This is a genomic window from Tessaracoccus aquimaris, assembly GCF_001997345.1.
Lineage (GTDB): Bacteria > Actinomycetota > Actinomycetes > Propionibacteriales > Propionibacteriaceae > Arachnia > Arachnia aquimaris.
This window is the reverse complement of the sequence record NZ_CP019606.1, coordinates 2,728,478-2,747,456: the sequence shown is the minus strand read 5'-3', so window position 1 is coordinate 2,747,456 and position 18,979 is coordinate 2,728,478. Positions and strand designations below refer to the sequence as shown.

At 70.4% G+C, this 18,979-nt stretch carries 15 protein-coding genes; 14 read left to right on the top strand and 1 reads right to left on the bottom strand.

Going from position 1 to position 18,979, the window contains the following annotated elements; all coding sequences use genetic code 11:
- The first annotated feature begins 307 nt into the window (after window positions 1-307).
- From BW730_RS12700 to BW730_RS12665, 8 genes are all read left to right on the top strand, one after another.
- Window positions 308-1,141 carry a hypothetical protein gene (locus BW730_RS12700; protein ID WP_145952852.1) on the top strand — a complete coding sequence of 278 codons (834 nt, stop codon included), beginning with the start codon at window positions 308-310 and terminating at the stop codon, window positions 1,139-1,141.
- A 247-nt stretch (window positions 1,142-1,388) separates the two neighbouring features.
- Entirely contained in the window at window positions 1,389-2,261 is an 873-nt protein-coding gene (locus BW730_RS12695) for a hypothetical protein (RefSeq protein ID WP_077686569.1), read from the top strand.
- A gap of 180 nt (window positions 2,262-2,441) precedes the next feature.
- Window positions 2,442-3,593, top strand: a complete 1,152-nt coding sequence (locus BW730_RS12690; RefSeq protein WP_077686568.1) for an LLM class flavin-dependent oxidoreductase — start codon at window positions 2,442-2,444, stop codon at window positions 3,591-3,593.
- A gap of 62 nt (window positions 3,594-3,655) precedes the next feature.
- A complete protein-coding gene (locus BW730_RS12685; protein ID WP_077686567.1) occupies window positions 3,656-4,249 on the top strand; it encodes a CE1759 family FMN reductase in 594 nt (197 codons plus the stop codon).
- Between the two features lie 29 nt (window positions 4,250-4,278).
- Window positions 4,279-5,169, top strand: coding sequence for an N-acetyl-1-D-myo-inositol-2-amino-2-deoxy-alpha-D-glucopyranoside deacetylase (gene mshB, locus BW730_RS12680; protein ID WP_226996789.1), 891 nt, complete (start codon window positions 4,279-4,281; stop codon window positions 5,167-5,169).
- 106 nt (window positions 5,170-5,275) lie between these two features.
- Window positions 5,276-6,514 carry an NHL repeat-containing protein gene (locus BW730_RS12675; RefSeq protein WP_077686566.1) on the top strand — a complete coding sequence of 413 codons (1,239 nt, stop codon included), beginning with the start codon at window positions 5,276-5,278 and terminating at the stop codon, window positions 6,512-6,514.
- Window positions 6,495-7,715 (top strand): fibronectin type III domain-containing protein, encoded by a 1,221-nt coding sequence (locus tag BW730_RS12670; RefSeq protein WP_077686565.1) that lies wholly within the window; start codon window positions 6,495-6,497, stop codon window positions 7,713-7,715. Before BW730_RS12675 ends, BW730_RS12670 begins: the two co-directional genes overlap by 20 nt.
- Before the next feature lie 100 nt (window positions 7,716-7,815).
- Window positions 7,816-8,586: a hypothetical protein gene (locus tag BW730_RS12665; RefSeq protein WP_077686564.1), complete on the top strand. Its 771-nt coding sequence runs from the start codon at window positions 7,816-7,818 to the stop codon at window positions 8,584-8,586.
- Here the strand turns inward: BW730_RS12665 and BW730_RS12660 are convergent.
- Window positions 8,583-9,215, bottom strand: coding sequence for an HAD-IA family hydrolase (locus BW730_RS12660; RefSeq protein WP_077686563.1), 633 nt, complete (start codon window positions 9,213-9,215; stop codon window positions 8,583-8,585). The genes BW730_RS12665 and BW730_RS12660 overlap by 4 nt on opposite strands.
- 63 nt (window positions 9,216-9,278) lie before the next feature.
- Here BW730_RS12660 and BW730_RS12655 point away from each other — a divergent pair, with 63 nt between their 5' ends.
- From BW730_RS12655 to BW730_RS12635, 6 genes are all read left to right on the top strand, one after another.
- Entirely contained in the window at window positions 9,279-10,643 is a 1,365-nt protein-coding gene (locus BW730_RS12655; RefSeq protein WP_077686562.1) for an FAD-binding oxidoreductase, read from the top strand.
- 162 nt (window positions 10,644-10,805) lie between these two features.
- Complete coding sequence (locus tag BW730_RS12650; protein ID WP_226996787.1) at window positions 10,806-11,981, top strand: SWIM zinc finger family protein; 1,176 nt, start codon at window positions 10,806-10,808, stop codon at window positions 11,979-11,981.
- A complete protein-coding gene (locus BW730_RS12645) occupies window positions 11,978-15,211 on the top strand; it encodes a DUF7824 domain-containing protein (RefSeq protein ID WP_077686561.1) in 3,234 nt (1,077 codons plus the stop codon). Before BW730_RS12650 ends, BW730_RS12645 begins: the two co-directional genes overlap by 4 nt.
- A gap of 211 nt (window positions 15,212-15,422) precedes the next feature.
- A complete protein-coding gene (locus BW730_RS12640) occupies window positions 15,423-17,381 on the top strand; it encodes an alpha-amylase family glycosyl hydrolase (protein WP_226996785.1) in 1,959 nt (652 codons plus the stop codon).
- On the top strand, window positions 17,288-17,749 hold the full coding sequence (locus BW730_RS19420) for a hypothetical protein (RefSeq protein WP_226996782.1): 462 nt from the start codon (window positions 17,288-17,290) through the stop codon (window positions 17,747-17,749). Before BW730_RS12640 ends, BW730_RS19420 begins: the two co-directional genes overlap by 94 nt.
- A gap of 138 nt (window positions 17,750-17,887) precedes the next feature.
- The gene (locus BW730_RS12635) at window positions 17,888-18,754 is read left to right on the top strand and encodes a diacylglycerol/lipid kinase family protein (protein WP_077686560.1); all 867 of its coding nucleotides are present in this window, start codon (window positions 17,888-17,890) and stop codon (window positions 18,752-18,754) included.
- Window positions 18,755-18,979 lie beyond the last annotated feature (225 nt).

The window sequence follows — 18,979 nt, the reverse complement described above, 5'->3', positions numbered from 1 at the left end:
CTCGACGAGCGGTCCGTAGCCACCGCTCGGCTTTCGGACGTCTCGACACGCTCGACGAGCGGTCCCTGTGCTGTGGAGTGGGTGCCCATTCTCCGCTGGGCTCGTGGACTCATTCGCTGAGCTCGTCGAAGGGCCCGAAGCCTTCGCTCGGCTTTCGGACGTCTCGACAAGCTCGACGAGCGGTCCGTGACCACCGCTGGGCTTTCGGACGTCTCGACAAGCTCGACGAGCGGCGGCGACCGCCCGACGCAACCACTCGGTGGACCCCCAGATCGATACGGTTGGCGCCGACTTGAAGGAGGCGCCCATGCGTCGTGGAATCGCTGGTCTTCTCGGCTCCGTTGCCGCCGCGCTGCTGGTCGCGTGCACCCCCGAGCCGGCACAGCCCATCGATGTGGCCCAGGACGTGCTCACCGAGGCGCTCGCGAAGGGCGGTCCCGTCGCGGGGTTCGAGGTGGACGTCGACAGCGTCGACCTCATCACGGGCGATCCGCTCACCGCGACGCCGCTCTACCTGTCGGGGCGCACGCTCCCGCCCGCACGACCGTACGGGATCAACCTGCCCGTGATGCCCGCGGCCGACCTCGACGTCGCGACCGCCGTCGCCCGGGTCAAGACGCAGTTCGATCGCTGCGAGAAGAAGTACGAGTCCGCGTCCGTGCACGCCATGTCCGAGACGGCGTTGCTTACCCGCGTCCGGTGCTACGACGAGGGGGCTGCGAACTCGACCCCCGGGACGGCGTTCATTAACGACCGCGAACTCACGCCCTTCGAGCCGAGCCCTGCCTCCCTTGCCACCCTGGAGGCGGCCTGGAGTGACATGACCGAGGCGGGCATCCTCGAACTCGCCACCGACCTCTCTTACGGCGTCAACGGGTTGCAGATCCAGTACGGCGTCTCCACCAAGCGGGACTCACAGTTCACCCTGGTGCAGAGCGAGGAAGGTGCCTGGATCATCGGTACCCCCAGGGCCAACGCCGCCGCGCCGCTCCGCCTGGAAAAGATCTCCGCCGAGCAGGTGTGGCAGGCGCTGGGCAGCCCGTCCGAGGTGCCACTCGAGAAGGGGCTGCACCTCTGGCGCTACGCGGACCGGCTCGAGGTGTGGCTCGGCAGCGAGCGCTTCCCCGTGGCCGGCAACTGAGCCGGGCATGCGCGTCAGAACCATGGCTCGCGGACGCTCAGCGGACCCCTCGAGACGATCCAGGCCCCGCGCGCGGGTCGCGGGGACCCATCGACCCGGGACTGATCCGATCCTCCACGACGGGGGCGGATCGCCGCCGCCGCAGGTCGGTCCCAGAAGCTTCCGTCGGCATCGTCAGGTGAGAACGCTGGCTTGTGACGATGTGGGATGACACCCTAAGAGCACCAGATCCGAGAGGAGCCGCGTCATGACGCAGCCGCACGATCCGTCGAACCCGTTCCTGGGCCCGGGAGGACAGGTCCCCGGATCCCCTTCGCCCTACGGGGCGCCGCAGGGGACGCCAGGGTCTCAGCAGCCGGGGCCGGGCCAGCCCGGCCGCTCGCCCGGGTACGGTCCCCAGGGCCCCAGCCAGGGCTATGGTCAGCCCAACCAGCAGGGTTACGGGCAGCCCAGCCAACCGGGCTACGGGCAGCCCAGCCAACCGGGTTACGGGCAGCCCCAGGGCGGCTACCAGCAGGGTCAGCAGGGTTACGCTCAGCCGCAGGGCGGCTTCCAGCAGGGTCAGCAGGGCTACGCGACCGGACCGCAGGGTCCCTCCTACGCGTCACCGGCCAAGCCGCCGGGCAAGGCTCCGAAGATCCTCACTATCGTCGGCATCGCCCTGATGGGGGTCGGTGCGATCCTCGCGGGGCTCTTCGCGTTCCAGTTCACCTCGCTGATCCCCGCCGCCGACGAGATCGTCACCATCAACGGCGCCACCGACGTCACCGTCACCGGGGGCGAGATGAAGGTGATCTACGCCTCCGACCCGGAGGTGTCGTGCCAGGTGACCAGCCCGGGGCAGGCCAAGCCGAACCTGTTCCTCGGCGCCGAGATGACGTTCACCCACGACGGGACCTCCTACAGTTCCATCGGCAAGATCGGCGGCGACGGTGAACCCGACGGTGCCTACTCCTTCGACTGCGACGGCCCCGGCGTGATCGTCGCGCCGCCGCTGGACATCCCCGGGGTGTTCGGCGCCATCGTGCTCGCCTTCGTCGGGTTCGGCCTACTGGCCCTCGGGCTGATCCTGCTTGTCGTCGGCCTCGTGCTCCGGGCGGGGCAGAAGCGCCAGGCGTAGCCAACCACCGGTGTGACGCCGCGAGTGCCGAGGCGCTCGCGGCGTTCGCATGTCCAGCCCTTCGGTTAGGCGCCGTCAGTGCAGAGCAGGCGTAGCCTCACCCGTGAGGGGTGACACCGCCAGGGAATAGTTGAATGCTCAATCATGTTGTATCCTGGTGAGAGCAACAAGGAGGCAATCATGCAGTTCGGCATCTTCACGGTCGGAGACGTCACCACCGACCCCACCACCGGTCGCACGCCGACCGAGCACGAGCGCATCAAGGCGACCATCGAGATCGCGCTGAAGGCGGAAGAGGTCGGCCTGGACGTCGTCGCCGTCGGTCAGCACCACAACCCGCCCTTCGTCGCGTCCTCGCCGACCACGACGATGGCCTACATCGGTGCGCAGACCAAGCACATCATTCTCTCCACGGCCACCACCCTGATCACCACCACCGACCCGGTGCGCATCGCCGAGGACTACGCCACCCTGCAGCACCTGCTGGACGGGCGGATGGACCTCACGCTCGGGCGCGGCAACACCGGGCCTGTCTACCCGTGGTTCGGCAAGGACATCCGCGACGGCATCGCGCTCGCCGTGGAGAACTACGCACTGCTGCACCAGCTGTGGCATGAGGACGTCGTCAACTGGGAGGGCAAGTTCCGCACCCCGCTGCACGGCTTCACCGCCACGCCGCGGCCGCTCGACGGCGTCGCGCCGTTCGTGTGGCACGGCTCGATCCGCTCTCCCGAGATCGCGGAGCAGGCCGCCTACTACGGCGACGGCTTCTTCCACAACAACATCTTCTGGCCCTCGTCCCACACCCGCCGGATGGTCGACCTGTACCGCCGCCGCTTCGAGCACTACGGGCACGGCAGCTACGAGCAGGCGATCGTCGGCCTCGGCGGCCAGGTGTTCATGCGGAAGAACTCGCAGGACGCCGTCAACGAGTTCCGCCCCTACTTCGACAAGGCGCCCGTCTACGGTGGAGGGCCCTCGCTTGAGGACTTCACGCGGGAGACGCCGCTCACGGTCGGGTCGCCCGAGCAGGTCATCGAGCGGGTGCTGAGCTTCCGCGAGTACGCGGGCGATTACCAGCGTCAGCTCTTCCTGATGGACCACGCAGGCCTGCCGGTCAAGACCGTGCTCGAGCAGCTCGACCTGCTCGGCGAAGAGGTCGTCCCGGTGCTCCGCAAGGAGTTCGCCGCGCTGCGCCCCGCAGGCGTGCCCGACGGCCCGACGCACGCGTCGATGGTCGCCGCCGCTGGCGGCCCCGTCGAGCAGAACATGGAGGAGCCGCAAGTCGACAAGTGGACCGGCACCCGTGCCGAGGACGACAACCAGCTCTGACGAGCGCAGCGGGTCCGCCGCCCGGCGGACCCGCCAACCAGCCAACCGATAGGACAAGCACCATGTCTCGCATCGTCGTGATCTCCGGCGGCCTCGGGTCGCCCTCCAGCACGCGCGTGCTGAGCGACGACATCGTCGCCCGGCTGCGTGACGCGCTCGCGCTCAAGGGCGAAGACCTTGACGCGCAGATCGTCGAACTGCGCGAACTCGCGCACCCCATCACCGACGCCATGCTCACCGGCTTCCCGACGGGCGACCTCGCCCGCGTCGTCGAGGACGTGGCAGAGGCCGACGCGCTCGTCGTCGTCAGCCCCACCTTCTCCGCGTCGATCAGCGAGCTCGTGAAGAGCTTCTTCGACATCCTCGAGCCGGGCACCGTCACGGGCAAGCCGGTCCTCCTGGCGGCCACCGGTGGCACGGAACGCCACTCGCTGATGATCGACTTCGCGATGCGTCCCCTGTTCAGCTACCTGGGCGCACTCCCGGTGCGCACCGGCGTGTTCGCCGCGACCTCCGACTTCGGTGGGGCGGGAGCGGTCTCGCTCGAGGGTCGGGTGGCGCAGGCCGCAGACGAACTCGCCGACGCGATGGTCGGCGCGCCGCGGAAGGCCAAGGACGACGACTTCGTCGACTTCGCGACCCTGCTACGTCGATGAACCTCGCGGATGAACCTATGCTGGGCGCCGTGACTGCCGACCGCCGCCTCCTCCTCGTCCACGCGCACCCCGACGACGAATCGAGCCAGACCTCCGCAACCATGGCCCGCTACCTCGCCGACGGAGCCCAGGTGACGCTTGTCACCTGCACGCTCGGCGAGCTGGGCGAGATCCTGGTCCCCGAATGGGCGCACTACACGCCCACCGAACTCGGCCAGCACCGGCTCGGCGAGATCGGCGACGCCATGAACATCATCGGCGTCACCGATCACCTGTTCCTCGGCGGCGCCGGGCGCTACCACGACTCGGGCATGACGACCGACGACAAGGGCAGGGCCGCGGTGCCGGCCGAGATGCCCGCGAACGCGTTCTGGAACGCCGACCTGCTCGAGGCGGCCGACCTGCTGGTCGAGGTCATCCGCGACCGCCGTCCGCAGGTGCTGATCACCTACGACCCGCACGGCAACTACGGCCACCCCGACCACATCCAGGCCCACCGGGTCGCCATGTACGCCACCGTGCTCGCGGCCTCCCCGTCGCACCGCCCCGAACTTGGCGCCCCCTGGGAGATCAGCCGGGTGCTGTGGAACTCGCACAACACCGCCATGTGGCGGGAGGCGTACCAGATCGCCAAGGACCGCGGCATCGAACTGTGGCCGGACAACGAGCGCGACCCCGACAGCTTCGGCCCCGACCCGTCCCAAGTGGTCGCCGTCATCGAGACCGGCCCCTACCTCGACATCTGCCGCCGTGCGCTCGCCAACTACCGCAGCCAGGTCGACACCTCCCAGCCGTTCTGGCAGTTCTTCCAGATCGTGCAGGAACTCCCGGGCGCAGGCGAGGCATACATGCTCGGGTTCGGGCGGCCCTTCCCCGTCAGCGACGGCCCCGCCTCCGACCTGTTCGAGGGCCTCGACTGAGCAGCGCCCGACGTCGTTAGCTGGGCGTGAACGCAGCAGTCAATGCGCGTTATCAGTAGACTATGCGCGCGCGTGTCGTGCGCGTCAGCTACTGAAAGTACCGTGTATGAAGACACGTCGAGCGCGGGCTGCCTGCCTGCTCGCGGCCGGGGCGCTCGTCGCGTCGGCCATCATCCCGGCCGGGACAGCCCGCGCCGCCTCCGGTGACACCGGCTCGGTGACGAGCGTCACGACCGTTCCGGGCAAGGCCCAGGGGACCGGCAAGTGGGGCTTCGTCGGCGACATCGAGACCCTCGGCGGCCGGACCTACAACTACGGGCTGGCCTTCAGCCCGACGGACGACTCGCTGTGGGTCACCGACTCCGGCAAGGTGGTGTACAACGCGCTACTGTGCCGCTTGGCCGGCTTCCCGCAGACACCCTGCCAGACCGGCACCCCGCGGGTGTTCCGCTACGGGCTGACCGGGGATCAGGCAGGAGCCGCCTCGGAGGCCGACCTCACCAGCTACGCAGGCAACGGCGGCTACTCGGCCTCCTCCGTCTGGAACAACGGGGACTCATCGGGCAAGAGCATCGGCCTCGGCGGTCGCTACGTCCCCTCGTCGGAGCGCACCACCTATACCTACCCTGCCCCCGGCACGCAGCACGGGCCGCGCGGGATCGCGTTCACCCCCGACGGCAGGGCCTTCGTGGCCGACTCGGAGGCCCTCGCGCCGCTTGCGGCCAAGGAGCCGGGTGCCATGAGCATCTTCGGCCCCGACCTGAGCCTGGTCGGCGGCGCCGGGTTCAGCGCGCCCTGGGCCCAGCACGGGGAGCCGGGCGTTGTGCTCTATCACACCGGGTCGGCCGTCACCCCGGATGGTCTGATGGTCACCAACTCCGAGATCGCCGACCGGCTCGTCTACTTCAACCAGGACGGCACCCCCGCCAAGGCGATCGACCTCGACCTGCCCGACAAGGTCTACCGCAACCCGTACAGCGTCGCGGTCGACCCCGTCGACGGCTCGCTCTACATCCCGCTCGTCAACTTCCGCGACGATCCGACCGTCCACCCGTTCCTCGAGAAGCGTGACGCCTCTGGCGCCGTCGTCAAGCAGTTCGCGTTCCCGGATTGGTTCGCCAACCAGGTCGTGATGGGCGCTGCGGTCGAGCCGAAGACGCAGCACGTCTTCGCCTGGGGGCAGAACACGGGCGCCCTCGTCGAATGGGACAAGGACGGCAACTACGTCGCCACGTACTCCGGTTCCGGCATCGTCGGCGCCACCAACAACACCGTCATCCCGGGCCTGACGACCCCGCGCGGCCTCCTTCGACGCCAACGGGCGGATGTACGTCACCGTCGCTGAGGGCACCAGCGCGGCGCGCGTGATGATCCTCGGGAAGACCCCTGAGCCGGTGAACGGTGCATGCGCGTCCTACTCCGACGACAAGACCTCCGTGACGCTGACCTGGGACTGCCTCACCACCGACCCCGACACGGGGCTCGCGCCCTACCAGGGCGCGCCCGTGCTCGACTACGTGGTCGAGGTGAACTCCGGCTCGGGCTGGGCGGTCGCTTCGCACCCGGCGAGCACCGAGAAGACCCGCACCGTGACAGGCCTCGACCCGACACTCACCTACAGCTTCCGGGTCTCCGCCTGGAACGAGGCGGGCAACGGCGACTGGCAGGAGTTCACGGTCAACCCCTTCGATCTTGCCGAGGACTCGGCAACGGTCGCGGCGGGGGAGACCACGACCATCGCGGTCCTCGACAACGACACCGCTCCCGCAGGCTCGACCGTCGCCCTGGTCGGAGACGACGGGGCCAGCGTCACGGAGCTCACCCGTCCCGAGGGCACCTACACGGTCGTCGACAACGCGGTCCGGCTCGAGGCCGACGACGCGTTCACGGGAACCGCGGAGCCGATCAGCTACCGCGTCGTCATCGGCGACTGCGCCGACGACGCCCAGCTCACCGTCACCGTCGTCAAGGCTGGACTCGCGCTGACCAAGACCGCACACCTGGTCGACGGCAACGGCGACGGGATCGGGCAGCCGGGCGAGAGCGTCGACTACACGTTCGAGGTGACAAACACCGGCACCGTCCCCGTCGACGGCGTCGCGGTGGACGACCCGATGCTGCCCGTCACCTGCCCCGCAGGCCAGCTCGCGCCCGAGGCGAAGGTCAGCTGCACCGGGTCCCTGACCCTGACCGACGCGAACGTCGCGGCAGCAACCGAGGGAAAGATCGTCAACGTCGCCACCGCGACGGCCGACTGGAGGTTGGGCGACGAGGACCGCACGGTCGCCTCCGACGAGTCGACCGCGGAGGTGCCGGTGAAGCCGACCGTCGTCACGCCGACCACGACGCCCACGCCGACTGGCACCCCGTCACCGAGCGCGTCGCCGACGCCGAGCACGTCCCCCTCGCCGTCCGTCCCGGCCTCGCCGAGTACCTCGCCGAAGCCGACCCAGTCGCCGACCGGAACGCCGAGGCCCACCGCGACGCCGACCAAGCCCATGCCGACCAAGCCGCCCAAGCCAGGGCTGCCGTCGACCGGCAACTGACGAACCGAGCCGCTGCCCCCGATCGCTGATCGGGAGCAGCGGCCATTCCGGCCCGACGGGTCCACCGCCCTGTGCACCCTCGAGTCACTAGCGTTGGCCCATGGAGATCAGTGACATCGAGGGCCAGGCTGGCGCGTTCAACGGCTTCGCGAGCGTCCGGGTGAGCGGGTTCGACGACATCGGCCAACTCGTCGACGCCGTCCGGGAGGCCAGAACCGCCGTCCCGGAGAGCCGGGTCCTCATCACGCTGGACGACATCGACCAGGCGGCCTACACGAGCATGCATGCCTGGGAGGCGGACGACCTGGAGGTCCCAGACGACGAGTGGGGCGCTCCGTCCGACGGCGAGCAGTGGGACGAGGCAGCCGACGAGCGTCACGAACTCGCCCAGGCCTCACGGCTGGCGAGGCTGCTCGCCGAGCGGCGTGGCACCGTCCCGCTCGAGGGCCTCGCCGAGCGGCTGATGACCAGCGAACGGGACGTCGCGGCGCTCGTCAAGGTGAATGCCGAACCGAACCTGCTCCTCGACCGTGTGTCGCACCTCCTCACGGTTCCGGTCGACGCGGACGACCTGGTGCTGGCGGGCGCACCCAACGGCTACTTCTCAGGCGACCTCGACGTCTTCGCCAACCACGCGCTGGCCTGGCACCTCCAGCAGCGGCACGGCTACCGCCTCTTCGGCGAGGGGGCCTCCTGGCTCGGCTTCGAGCGCGACCACCCGCTCGGCCAAGAGGAGGCCGCCGCGGTGGTCGCCGACCTCATCTCCGCCTACGGGGCACCCGACGCGCCTGGCTGGGCCGAGCTAGCCCAGGTCATCCGGGGCAAGGACCTGTTGCTGCTCGGCTACACCGAAAACTACGTCGACCTCTAGCCGCGGGCGAGGCCAAGCAGCGGCCGGAGTTGGTCGAGCGTCTCCACGGAATACTCCGCCTCGTCGTCGACAGGGGCCGCGGCCGACTCGAGCGTCGCGGCGGTCAGGCCCGCCGCCCGCGCCGCCTCCGCGTCGATGGGACGGTCGCCGACCGCGAGACAGTCCGCCGCGTCCAGCCCGTTCTCCTGAAGTAGCACGCGGTACATCCCGGGATCGGGCTTGCGGGGGTACCCGTCCGCCGTCGAGATGAGGCCGTCGACGCGCAACGCCAGCCCGTCGAGCAGGGCGGTCGCCGAGGCCCGGTCGCGGTGCGTCACCACCAGGTTCAGGCCACCCGCGGCCCGGACATCAGCGAACAGGGCCGCGGCGCCCGGCATCGCGGGCGCCGGGTCGCGCTCCCAGCGTCGTTTCAGGGCGGCCTCCGCGTCGCGGAACGCCTCCTCGGGGATGCCGAACCGCCCCGAGAGGACGGTGATCGCCTCGCCCGTGGATCGACGGGTCAGCCGGGCCACCTCCGCGACGTCGATCGCACCCCCGTGGGCGGTGACAACGCCCGCGAGGGCGGCATCGAGGGCCGGGTAGGTGTCGACCAGCGTGCCGCCGAGGTCCCAGATCAGGTTGCGGAACATGGCGTCACTGTACGGCGCGTTGTCGCCGCCGGATGGCAGACTCGGGCCACGAAGGAGGCCACCATGCCCCAGCCGACGCCACTACCAGCGGCCTGGCCAGCGCTGCCCACCGAACTGGACGGCGTCGCGGTGACGCCCGCGGACCGGGCCCGCTACCCGTATCTGTCCTCGTCCTACATGCGCGTCGGCACCCCGGACCTGATCCTGATGGCCCGTGATGTCGACGACGCCGCCGCGGCCGTCGGCTACGCCGCGGGGCTCCGGGCCGCCGTCGGCCAGGTGCCGTTCTCGGTCCGCTCGGGAGGCCACGGCATCTCCGGCGCCTCGACCAACGACGGGGGAGTCGTCCTCGACCTCTCGGCGCTGAACCGCGTCGAGGTGCTCGGAGCCGACCTGGTGCGGGTTCAGGCGGGCGCCATCTGGGGCGACGTCGCGGCCGAACTGAGCGGGCATGGCCTGGTCATCACCAGCGGCAACATGGGCGACACGGGCGTGGGCGGCCTCGCTACCGCGGGCGGAATCGGCTACTTCGTCCGGGCACACGGGCTGACGCTCGACCTGATCCGCCGGGCGACCATCGTGACGGCGGACGGGGCGGTCCACGTCGTCGATGCAGAGCATGAGCCCGACCTGTTCTGGGCGCTGCGCGGCGGCGGCACCCAGGCAGGCGTGGTGGTCGACCTCGACCTCGAGGCGCGCAGGATCGGCGAGGACGACGTCGTCGTGATCCACCAGGCGTCCCAGCAGATCGTCGACGACCTTCCGGGATACGTCCACGCGTGGGGAGACCTGATGCGCGGCGCCCCGCGCGAGTTCACCAGTTTCCTGATGCTGCAGCGCCTCCCTGACGGTCGCCACCTCAGTGTCGCGCGCAACGTCTGGGCCGACACCGACATCGCCGCGGCCCAACCCGCCGTGTCCGACTTCGCGCGCCTCGCGCCCCTGGTGCAGCACGATGCCTCGCTGATGCCCTACTCCGGCATCGTCCCCACGCCGCGGAGCCCGAAGGTCGGGCAGCAGCACATCCAGATGCGCGACGCCCTCGTCGACGTGGCCGATCGTGCGCTCGGAGAGCGGGTGGCAGAGGCCCTCCGCCACGACGTCGCCTCCCTCGTCGAGTTGCGATCCCTCGGAGGGATCGTCGCGGACCTGCCCGCCCCCGCGACCGCCTTCGGGCACCGCCACCAGGAGGTGCTGGTCTCGCTCTGGGCGCAGCCGCGCGGGATCGCCGCGATCGACCGCGCCTGGGAGCCCGTCGAGGCGGTCGCGTCCGGCGTCTACTCCGCCTACACCTCCGACACCAGGGCGCGGCAGGCGGAACTCGCCTGGCCCGGTGAGACGGGTAGGAGGCTGCGCGCCATCTCCGAGCGCGTCGACCCAGCCCTGCTGTTCGACGCGGGCCTGACGCTGCGCGCGTCCGCCGAATGAGCCGCCGACCGGCCCTGACTAGACTCTCGCCATGATCCGCGCCTTCCACGGAACCTCAGCGCTGGTCGACGACGACCTGGGACTCGCGCTCGCGCCCGCGCTCACCCCCGACGGGATCGTCGAGGCCCCACCTTCTTCAGCGGCTTCGCGGCGCACCCCCTCGTGCTCGCCCGCGGCCTCCTCTCCCTGGCCGACGTCACCGCCACCCGCTACTTCCAGTTCGCACCCGCGAGCCTCCGAGACCCGATCCTCACGGCCCACGGCGACCGGCTCCGCGCGGAGTGCTTCTCCGCCTGCAACGGGGTCTACGCGCGGCTCGACCTGCTGCCCGACGCCTTCGACACCGGGGAACTCGCGCACGGCACCACCAACGTCGACATCAACCTCGCCACAAGGTCGGCGCTCACCAAGGTCGGAAGGGACCAACTCCTCCACCTCGACGTCGGCACCGCCGGACTCACGGTCTCGACGCCCGAGGCCACCGCCGTCGAGCGACCGGTCGCGATGCCGTCCCGCTGGGTCAGGGCGCTCGGCAACGTGGCGGAACTGCACCGCGACCTGCCGCTGGCCGTCATCCTGAAGGGGCCCGCCGCCAAGGCGTTCGTCGCGGCGCTGCCCGGCGCCACGTCGTCCGGGAAGGACGGGTGGGTCACGCCGCAAGGGAGGGTCAGCCCGCGCCTGGTGGCAGGTTCGGTGCGGATCTCCGGGCTCAACCGGCTCAACGCGCTGAAGCGACTGCTGCCGCACGTGAGCGGCCTGTCGATCCACGGCACCGACGACGCGGGTCCGGTGATCGTCACCGCCGACCTGCCGGGCTCCAGGCTGACGCTTGGGTTGACGGAGGAGGCCTGGCGCGGGCATTCCGGCGAGGGCTCGCTGCTGACTGGCCTCTCCGGCTCCGACGTGCTCGATGACGGTGACCTCATCGCCGCGCTGCTCGCCTTCGAACCCATCATCGACGTGCCCCGTCTCGCCCGCGAGGGGAACCTGGAGGAGGCGCGCGTCCGCGGCGGCCTCGCCGTCCTCGCGGCGTCGGGCCGGGTCGGCTGGGACGCGCACGACCAGGCCTGGTTCCACCGGGAACTCCCGCACGACCCCGACCGCGTCGACCGGGACAACCCGAGGCTCGTCAAGGCGAGGGCGATGGCCGACGCGGGCCTCGTGGCTCCGACCCCCGACGGTGGTTGGCGGGTCACCTCTGGCGAGACCGTCTACACGGTGCGCAGGTCCTCGAGCGGGCCGACGTGCACCTGCGCCTGGTACCTGCGCCACGGAACCGGCCGCGGGCCGTGCGCCCACGCGCTCGCCGTCGACCTCAGCGCAGGCGACCCGCGATGAGGCTGACCGCGGAACTGGCCGCCGCCTACGCCGTCTTCCTGGAACTCGGCTGGGCGGGCGCCGACCGCGCCGACGTCGAGTCGCTGCCGCTCGGCACCCCCGAGCAACGGGCGGTCGCCAAGCGGGGGCTCGCGAAGGGCGAATGGGGCGAGTACGGCTACCGCGGCTGGCAGAGCGCGGTCGACGACAACGACGACCTGCTCGGCTACTTCGCCGTCCGGGTCGGCGTGCCCGCCTCGCGGGCCGTGCAGGTGCTCCCCGTTGCCGATCGCGAACTCGCCATCAGGCTGGTTGCGGAGCGCGGCGAGGACTTCGCATCGGCCTACTGCCGCGCGCGCGGTCGCCGCTGGGACGCCCTCCCCGCCATCGTCTCGCTGGTGGCCAGGCTGGGCCTTCCACTTCCTCCGGACCGCGACTACCTCGAACAGTGGGCGGCCAACGCGGCGATGGTGCTCGACCCGGCCATGCTGCCCGACCCGAACGGCGACCTCCCGCCGCGCCCCGACGTCGAGGCGCGCTTCGCCGAGCACCTCGAGGCCGCGCTGACCACAGGGATCTCAGCGGACGGACGCTGGGATGACCTGCTCGGCTGGGCGGTGACGGACGGCCTCGTCCCACGCGACCGCGGCCTGGAGGCCGCCTTCGCAGGCCTCGACGCCGCGACACGGCAGGTCGACAGGCGGATGTGGCTGCGGGCGCTCGAGGCTCTCGCCGTCACCGATGAGGAACTTGTCGCCCGCGCCGACCTCCTCGTCTCCGCCATGTCGCACGGGGAGGGCCCCCTCATCGAGCGGTTCGCCCCGGTCCTGATCGCACGGGCCGACGATGCGGTGCTTGGCGACGTGCTCGCCGTGACGCTCGGCACGACCATCAAGAAGGCGGCGCGAGCGGTGCTGCGCGCCGCGGCCGAACGCCCCCGCCCCTCCGAGGAGACGATCGACGTCGCGGCGGCCCTGCTGCCACTCCACCTGACGAGTTCCGACGCAGCGGTAGCCAAGGCCGCGTCGACGCTCGCCGACGCGTGGGGGATCGGCGTCCATAACGAGACCGCAGACGACGTCGAGGTGGGTGGCCTCTGGACTCAGCCCCCGCCGCTGTGGGAGGTGCCCCGGTTCGCCGTCCCGGAGCCGACGCCGCAGGCCCTGACGGAGGCCGCCGCGCGACTGCTCCGCAGGCCGGCGTTCGCGGAGGACGTCGAGGCGGACCGCTTCCTCGCCCTCGCCAACGAGGTCGCCCGGCTCGACCCGGCCGCGGCGCGCGACGCGCTGGCGGGCGTCGGCGACAGCCTGGTCCCCGGCCTGCTGGCGATCGGCGCGTGGCGCTCAGGCACCCCGGTGACCGACGTAAGGAGGCTCGGCGTCGACACCCCGGGCGCCCGTCGCGAGGTCGAGGTCGTCGGACGCCTCGGCGCGCTGCCCATTCCGCTGTCGACGCCGACGTGGGAGGACCTCCGGATCGACCCCGCCGACCTGCTGGCGAGGCTGCGCCGCTACCGCGACGAGGGGGTGGCGCCGGGCCGCGCCGACCTCGCCCTCGCCCTGACCCGCCTCGACGTGACGCTTGTCTCGAAGGCCGTCCGTGACGACCTCTGGGCGACCACGGTGCGGGTAGCGGGCACGCACGAGTCGGCGGGCAGGCTCGCTGCCGACTACCTCGACGCCCCCTTCGAGGAGCCGGGCCTGATTCCCGACCGGGAGGACGACCGCTACAAGACGGCCCCGACCCGGGCGCCCCAAGCCATCGCGACGCTCGGGATGGGGCTTCGCTCCGGGCTGGCCGGCCATTCCGAGTTCACCGGCTACGTGCTGCCGACCTGGGGCGATGCCGCCGCCATGAACATCACCAACTGGGGCTCTGCCTCCCTCGGCGTGGAGGCGCGGCAGGCGGTGCGCAGGGCCCGCCCCCTCACCCCTGGCTTGGCCGTCAACATCCTCGGCATCCAGCGAGGCCTCAACCCGGCGGCCGTGTCGGACGCGTCGGCCACGGTGCGGGAGGCGTGGGACCGCGGACTGCTGCAGCCAGGCGTCGCCGACGTCGCCCTGCTCGACTGGTCCGTGGTGCCGACCGGCCTGGCGTCGTTCGCCACCGTCTGCGTCGACCTGGCGCACGACGGGATGCTGGCCGTCGTCTGGCCCCTGCTCGACGACCTCCTGGCGGCGTCGCTTCGGCAACCCAGGCTGCTGGCAGGCTCCGCCGACGTCGTCGAGGCGGTCACCGCGCTGCTGCCGCACGTGGCGGCCGCCGTCGACGAGGGGGCCGCGCTCGCGGCGGCGCTCGACCTGCCCGCGGTCCGAGCCCTCGCCGAGCGACCCGGGTCATCGCGCGCCACGAAGCTCGCCCGCGGCGTGCTGGCGGCCCTGCCCACTCCGACGGTGACCCACGCCGCGGAGGCGCCGGTCGCCCAGGTCGCACCGGTCGTCGAGGTCGCACCGGAGCCCCTGGAACGGATCTGGGCCGAGCCGGCGGATGTCCGACCCATCGAGGACGGGGTCGAGTTCGTGGCGCGCCAGGGCGACGGCACCTGGGATCAGCAACTGATCTGCACGCTGCCCGACGGGACCCGGTTCAGGTGGCGTGGCGTCTCCCAGTACGACCTGGCCACCGGTTGGCTTTCCGTCTACTCGATCGAGGGGGAACGGACGGCCCGGCACCCCGACCTGTGGCTCTGGCTGACGCCGAAGGACGGCGCGTTGTGGGTCGAGCCCATCACCGTCATCGATGGGTTGCCGGTCGCCGACGGCAGGCGCAAGCACAAGGTCAAGCAGGCGACGGTGGCCACCGCCGCCGCGCTGATCCAGACCTGCAACGGCCTCGGGCTCGGGCCCGAACACAGCTACGGCCTCAGCGACGACACAGCGTTCACCAGCGGCGTCCTCACCTGGCAGGGCGTCGACGCGGCGGCCCGCTCGCTGCTGGCCGACGAGGAGTTCAACCCGCGGGGCATCGCGGTGTTCGTCCGGCGGGTGCCGACCTCGCTGCAACGGCTGTGGCCCGTGCTCGCGGAGGCGACCCGCGTCGCAGCCTCGGCCGCGAAGCTCCCCGCTTGGCTGAACCCCGTCCTCGACACGTTGGGGCACTACGCGCCGCACCTGCGGAAGGCCGCCGCGAGGGGCTGGACGCCCCCGGTCGACCAGGCGTGGGAAGGCGTCGCCGCCCTGGCCGCCCGCAAGGGCTCGACCAAGGCACTCCAGAAGGCCCGCGACCTCTGGGCCAGCCTGACCGCCCCCTGAGGCTGGGCGCTGGTTGGGCACCTGCGTTGAGCAGCATCCGGGACTCGTTGGGCGCCGGACGGGATGTGAACGTTGCCATCGGCAACGAGCAACGACTACTGTTCAACGCCTCAGGCGCCCACCCCTCGTCCAGCGCGGGAGATCCGCCGCCAGCAGTGACGCTGGGTAGGGCAAATACGCGAATTCGATTGAACGTTCTAGAATATTTGATATGTCCGAAGTCATTGCCCTCGACGAATCCTCGTGGTCGACAGCAGATTGGGCGCTCGGCGCCCATCCGTCGGCCCAGGGGATCACCTTCGCGGTGTACGCCCCAGCGGCTACCCGCGTGCAGCTTGAGATCTTCCCCGACGAGATCGGCTCGTTCGCCTCCGACACGTTCCTGCTCGCCAAGGGTGAGGACGGGGTCTGGCGGGGCAACCTGCAGGGACTTCAGCTCAACGCCCTCTACGGCTTCCGCGTGTGGGGCTCCAACTGGCCCTTCGTGGAGGACTGGGAGCCCGGCTCCGAGGCGGGCTTCATCGCCGACCTCGACGCGGACGGGAACCGGTTCAACCCGAACAAGGTGCTCTTCGATCCCTACGCCCGCGAGATCACCCACAACCTGTACACCGACAAGTTGGCAAAGCTCGGCGTCAACGACGGCGTGTTCGGCACCGGCGGAGACGACGTCAACGGCGTGCCCCGCCGCGAGATCGACACCGCCATCTACGCGCCGAAGGGCGTCGTGATCGCCGACTACACGCCCGTCACGCCCAAGCCGAACATCCCGGGCGAGCGCACCGCGATCTACGAGGTCTCGGTCGAGCAGGCGACGGCGCACCCGTCGACGATGCGGCTCGGGGAACTGCTCGGAGACGAGCCCGGCTTCGGCGCCGTCGGCAACATCCCCGACGAGTACCGCGGCACCTACAAGGGCGCGGGCATGCTCGCCCCCTACCTGAAGGCGCTCGGGCTGACCACCATCGAACTGCTGCCCGTGCACGAGACCAACGCGTCCGAGTCGGGCCGCGACTCGAAGACCAATGCGTGGGGCTACATGACGCTTGACTTCTTCGCGCCGAACCGGCTCTACGCACACGACCAGAGCTGGGGCGGCCCGACCCGCGAGTTCAAGGAGATGGTCTCCGCCTTCCACGACATCGGCCTCGAGGTCTACCTCGACGTGGTCTACAACCACACCGCCGAGGGCGGCAACTGGGGCGGCGACGTCAACACCACCGGATTCACGACGCTCGGCGGGTTCGCGACGGCCGACTACTACCAGATGACCGACGCGAAGATCCTCGTCGACGGCGCCACCGGGACGGGCAACCAACTCAACTACTCGCAACGCGCCGCCTGCCTTCTCGTCCTCGACTCGCTCCGCTACTGGACCGACGTGATGCAGGTCGACGGTTTCCGCTTCGACCTCGCGACCGTGCTCGGACGCCTCCCCGGCGACGCCGACCCCGACGACTGGGGCCAGCAGAAGCGCTTCTTCAGTGACCATCCGCTGCTCGTGGCGATCTCGGAGTTCGCAGACGAGAACGGCATCGAGGTGATCGCCGAGGCGTGGGACCTGTGGGGCTACGAGGTCGGCAACTTCCCCAAGGGGTGGGGCGAGTGGAACGGCCGCTACCGCGACGCCGTCCGCCGCTTCACGAAGGGCGACGGCAACGCGCCCGGCTTCATCGACATGTTCAACGGCGACTACCACCACTTCCACACCTCGGGCGGGGCGCAGAAGACCATCAACTTCGTCGACGCCCACGACGGCTTCAACATGGCGGACCTGGTCAGCTACCAGACGAAGAACAACAACCAGCCCTACCCGTTCGGGCCCTCCGACGGCGGATCCGACGACAACCTCTCCTGGGATTCGGGAGGCTCGCAGTCGCTGCGGCGGCAGCGGGTCCGGAACCTCTGGGCGATCCTGTTCCTGTCGCGCGGCGTGCCGATGGTGGTGGCGGGCGACGAGTTCGGTCGCACCCAGAACGGCAACAACAACCCGTGGGAGTTGCACTCGCTCGCGATGTGCAACAACTACGCCATGATCCCGACCAACGCCCCCAGCGGGTGCCGGTCGAGGCCGGGGTGGAGGCCGCCTACCACGACAACTTCGGCGAGTTCGAGACCGCCGACAACGTCAACGGGGTCTTCCGCTTCGCGACCTTCATGGCGAACCTGAGGCAGCGTCACGACGCGCTGCTGCAGAACCATTGGGGCGACCTGATCGCGGACGACCAGGACGTGTCCTACCTGTTCCGGACGCCGTCCGGCGAGGGGAGCACCAGGGGTGGCGACCGTACGGTCGGCGTCTACATCAACTCGCCCGGCGACAACTTCTTCGTGATGATCAACATGGCCGACGTGTCGGTCCAGTTCACGGCTCCGGAGATCAGCAAGGGCCGCTTCTGGCGAGCCCTGATCAACACCGATGTGAGCGAGGAATCCCACGCCAACTACTGGGCGGAGGGAGAGGGGCCCGTGCAGGAGGGGTCGGCACAGGTCCCGGCATGGTCGGTCGTGGTGTGGCAGGAGCGCGCCCAGGCCTGAGGTTCAGCGTTCCAGCCAAGGTGACGGGCACGTCGGCAACAATGTGGGCATGCCTAACGCCGCCGTCATCTTCAACCCGACCAAACTCGACCGGGCCGATCTCGAGAAGGTCCTCAACCCTGCGGTAGAGGACGCCGGCTGGGGGAGAGCGTCTGGTTCGAGACGGAGAAGGACTCGCCTGGCACCGAACAGGCACGCTCGGCCATCGACCAAGGGTGCGACGTCGTGATCGCGGTCGGAGGCGACGGGACCGTTCGCGCGGTCGCGGAGGGTATGCATGGCAGCGGCGTTCCGCTTGCCCTCGTCCCACAGGGCACCGGAAACCTGCTGGCCCACCACCTTGCCCTCCCCATCGACGACCTGTCCGCCTCAGTCGACATCGCCCTGAACGGCCAGACGCGCTCCATCGACATCGGGCTTGCCGACTGGACGCGGCCCGACGGATCGAAGGAGAGCCACGCATTCGCGGTGATGGCTGGGATGGGGCTCGACGCGCAGATCATGTCGTCGACCGACGAGGGCCTGAAGAAGCGGGTCGGGGTGCTCGCCTACGTGAAGGCTGGCGCGGTCGCGCTCCTCAAGGGTCGCAGGATGACGCTCCAGTACCGGATCGACGGCGGCGAACCGAAGCTCACCAAGGTGCACACCGTGCTGGTCGGCAACGTCGGCACCATCGGGAAGAACGTGACGCTGATGCCGGACGCGTCCATCGACGACGGCATCCTGGACGTGGTCGCCGCCCGGCCGGTCGGCCCGCTCGGCTGGATCGCGGTCGCCTGGCGGGTGCTCGTCGACAACGGCTTCCTGCGGAGGCTGAAGTCGACGAGGATGCGCGAGCGCGACGACAACGCCCGCGAACTGCGCTACCTGCAGTGCACCCACATCGACCTCAACCTGCGCGAGCCCGAGGAGATCGAACTGGACGGGGATCACTTCGGCGAGATCCGATCGGCGAGCATCGAGGTCGCCCGCGACGCTCTGGCGGTCAAGATCAAAGCTGGTTGAGCCATGAAGCGGCGCGGAGCGTCGCTTCATCGGTCGAAACCCCTGGCACCATTCCGCCGGTTGAGCCGGCCGCGGCGACGGAGTCGCCCGCTGGCGCGTCGAAACCTCTTGCGCCTGGTGCTGTGACTGGTCTGCTTGTGGGGGTGCGGGGGTTTCGACCGATGAAGTCCGCTGGCGCGTCCTTCATGGCTCAACCAGCGGGACCGATGAAGCCCGCTGCGCGTC